Origin of the sequence: uncultured Lactobacillus sp., assembly GCF_947367125.1 — a bacterium.
In the GTDB taxonomy this organism is placed as follows: domain Bacteria; phylum Bacillota; class Bacilli; order Lactobacillales; family Lactobacillaceae; genus Lactobacillus.
Map to the genome: position 1 here is coordinate 1 of NZ_CANBCQ010000072.1, position 3,321 is coordinate 3,321.

At 42.1% G+C, this 3,321-nt stretch carries 4 protein-coding genes; all 4 read right to left on the minus strand.

Annotated features, from left to right (window positions below; translation table 11 throughout):
- Positions 1-188 precede the first annotated feature (188 nt).
- On the minus strand, positions 189-581 hold the full coding sequence (locus tag Q0Y84_RS12190) for a hypothetical protein (RefSeq protein WP_297954175.1): 393 nt from the start codon (positions 579-581) through the stop codon (positions 189-191).
- The gene (locus Q0Y84_RS12195; RefSeq protein ID WP_005727763.1) at positions 578-964 is read right to left on the minus strand and encodes a hypothetical protein; all 387 of its coding nucleotides are present in this window, start codon (positions 962-964) and stop codon (positions 578-580) included. The genes Q0Y84_RS12190 and Q0Y84_RS12195 overlap by 4 nt, the downstream gene beginning before the upstream one ends.
- On the minus strand, positions 958-1,332 hold the full coding sequence (locus tag Q0Y84_RS12200) for a hypothetical protein (protein WP_297954179.1): 375 nt from the start codon (positions 1,330-1,332) through the stop codon (positions 958-960). Before Q0Y84_RS12200 ends, Q0Y84_RS12195 begins: the two co-directional genes overlap by 7 nt.
- A gap of 15 nt (positions 1,333-1,347) precedes the next feature.
- Positions 1,348-3,321, minus strand: a 1,974-nt coding sequence (locus tag Q0Y84_RS12205; protein WP_297954181.1) for a hypothetical protein, incomplete at its 5' end; no start/stop codon positions are given.

Consider the following 3,321-nt stretch of genomic DNA (forward strand, 5'->3'; position numbering starts at 1 on the left):
TCAGGATTTGAGTAGTAGTACGTGTACAACTTAGTTGGTTGTGTTTGTGTAGCAGTTTCAGCACTTGCTACTGGTGCGTTTTGTGTTTCGTCAGCCATTTTGTGTGGCTCCTTTCTATCAAAAAAGCCCACGGGAACGCCCCGTGAGCAAGGTTATTTTTTGCATAAAAAAAGCACTCGTTTTAAGTGCTAATCTACGTTTATTTCTATTTTTACCCAATCAACCGTTATTGGAGTTTCATGCATAACGTGATCATCATCTTCATAAGCTCCATGGTAATAAGCTTCTATACCAGGACCTATTCCATAAGCTGTAGTTTCGTGGTCCACTTGCAAATAATTGCCTTGCGTTGTTGGATTAAAAAACGTTGATGGCTCGTTTACATGATTATATAGAACGTAGTTCTTAGCCCGGTAACTATCGCCATTGCTAAAAGTCACCACAGTGTATCTGTTCATATCCAAAACATCAACGCTATCAACTAACTTGAATCGATGATCAGGATTATTTAGTGTCTTAGTAATGCTGGTGTAGCCGTATTTACGGTACTTTTCACTATTAAAGAGTATGCTGTCAATCATAGAGCCACCACCTTTCTAGTGATGACTCTAAATGCTTGACATAAGCGGATTAAGAGGGGTTTACCCCCCCATTTTAAGTTACGGGCTTGTGATACAAGTATTCTAGTATAAATTCCGTAGGTATCATTACCAGCACCCAGACCATAAGTATCCTGAGTTCTAAATTCATTTGTGATAAATGAATTTAATTTTCTGTCATATCCGATGATTGTGAAGTTTCCACTTTGAACTGACTTGCCAGGGTTAATGTTTCCCATATCATCAATTAAAGTTGATCCAGATGGTAAATAGCCTGAAACAGGTAAAAAACTAGCATTAAAAATGCCATTTTCATCTGTTAAGCTTTTCCATTTTTTTCGATCAAATAGCATGTGATCTAGCATCTAAGCCACCTCCTTACGTAGGTAAAGAAGTGACCTAATCCATTGCCAGAAGTGGGTTGGTGAGGTTTTACCCCCCAGATTGGGGTACAACCAGCTTTTTCAACTAGAAAAGTAGTAACCATTGTCCCTGCGCCATTCTGCCGTACTGTGCCTTTTAAGACGTAATACATACTACTTACTCCAACACAATCATAGATATACTCAGTATAAGGCTCACCATTAACACAAAGATCGCGCATAGTTCCCAAAGGTGGCGTTTTTACCCGTTTGGGTACTTTGTAATATTGATTATTGTTAATGATTACACTGTCCGTATTGTCATCAATTGCAAACCATTTCTGCAAATTAAAAAGCATGTGATCTAACATGCTTTCACCTTCCTTCTATTTCGTAATAAAGGCTATTTTGTGAGGATTTTCATTCTCCCAGCTGTTAGCTTGCGCTTCTTGTGATGCTGGGAATGTCCTGCCCTCAACATAGTTAGCCTTGATGTATCTAATTTCGTTTTCTGCGTTGGTTAGACGCGTGGTCAGCGACTGAATGGTTTGTGCTTGCTGGTTGAGCTGGTTAAGCAAATTAGTAATATCCGACTTCCAAGCAATATCTTCGCTCCATTGTGGTCTATCACTATTACCACCAGTAATGCGCGCTTGATGGTCACCATAGCTGACGCTTAAAACGCCCTTGGTATCTGCACCACCAAAACCAATACCAGCCGCATAGTTGTTTAGCAGTGCGCCAGTACCGCCATCGTTAATTCTCAGCGACGTTAGAACATCATTAGGATTATTCACCCCGAAGATGTCATTCCACGTGTTAGAGTTTGAAATTGCCCTAAACAGTGGTGTAACTACGTTATGCTTTGAATTAATCTGATTCTGCAAGTCATTCATACGAGTCACAGCTCCACTGAAAACCTGTTGATCAACTAGCCAGGCATTTTGCAAAGTACGCGTTTCATTAGTTGCGTCACCTTTGTTCCAGTCATAGCCTACCGTGATTGTGGCTTTATCATTGTTGTTGATTTGTGTTTGCAGATTAGAAACATCACTTGCTTTGGCTAATTGCCGCCACGGTTGCCAGGTCTTATCTACTCGCATTCTGTAAAATGGTGCATCACCATTGTCAGGATAGTAAGTTTGAACCAGTCTAGCATTATTTCCATTTGAGATTATCAGTACGCCCCAACTATCTGCAGGGTAGTTTTTGCCGTTACCTGGATTGGAAACGTAATAAATACCGTAATCAGTTAAGTTATTGAAGTCGGGCGAATCAACAGTTCTAAAGCCTCTAAGGTTGTTAACTGCACCCCAGATTTGATTGTCACTTGACTGTGCGCTATTTTTCGCGTCATTGACTTTGCTATCAACCTCAGTCTTTGTGTAAGTGCTTGACTTATCGGCCTTAACAATATTGAGATGATCTAGGTCAGTTTGACTTGCCTTGGTGTTGGCTAAGTCGGTAACCGTCTTAACCTTCGCGTCAACGTCCGCCGCTTTTGCATAAGGCGTGAAGTCAATCTTGCCGATCTCAGCGTCTACCGTGGCTTTGTCCGCCTTAGTAGCAACTGCATCATTAACAGCCTTAATCTGCTTATCAACATCGGTTTTATCAGCCTTGCCTTCGATCATCGTAGATACTTGACCAGCGTCAACCTTGCCGTTTGTGTCGGTCGTCAGGTCTAGCAGCTTCTTATCTAATTCAGCCTTGCTGTATGAGTAGTCAGCCGTGACCTTGGTGTCAAGTGCAGTGTTGATCTGAGCGACTTGCTTGCTGATTTGATCAGTGACCGCGGCTTGATCTGCCTTGGTCGCTAGCGCTTTGTCAGTAGCGTCTTTGTTAGCTGATACCGTGTTAGATAAATCGGTGATTGATTTGCTAACTGTATCAACCTGGGTTTTAACGTCCTCGCTGTCAGCCTTTTTAGCTACCTCAGTATTAGTTTTATCTAAATCAGTAGAATCAGCCTTGGTATCAATTTGCGCCGTTAAATCGTGCGTTACTTGGTTGATAGCCCCGTTTAGTGTTGCTGGCGTAACTGATCCAGCTGGGTCAACAGTAGCCGTGACGTTTGTAGCGTCACCAATGGCAATCGCTAGCTTTAAGTCAAGTGCATCAGTAGCAACGCCATCTGGACTAGTCGCTGTTAGATAAGCGCCAGTATTGGCAACAGCTACCGCAATCAGCTTTTCATCATTGCCTTTCTGTGCAAAAAAGCCAACTGCCGTATAAGGCAAGTCGTTGGCTAGATTGTCGTTTTGGAATGTAGCTTCAAGAATCACGGTTGTACCGCGATCAGTGTTTTGCTTGTCGCTAATACCAACTTTGACTTCTCGAAGTGGACTACCAATTGTAGT

Bases quoted from the DNA above. Each gene is read 5' to 3' on its own strand.
- Q0Y84_RS12195 (WP_005727763.1), bottom strand. From the start codon at position 964: ATGCTAGATCACATGCTATTTGATCGAAAAAAATGGAAAAGCTTAACA.
- Q0Y84_RS12190 (WP_297954175.1), bottom strand. From the start codon at position 581: ATGATTGACAGCATACTCTTTAATAGTGAAAAGTACCGTAAATACGGC.
- Q0Y84_RS12200 (WP_297954179.1), bottom strand. From the start codon at position 1,332: ATGTTAGATCACATGCTTTTTAATTTGCAGAAATGGTTTGCAATTGAT.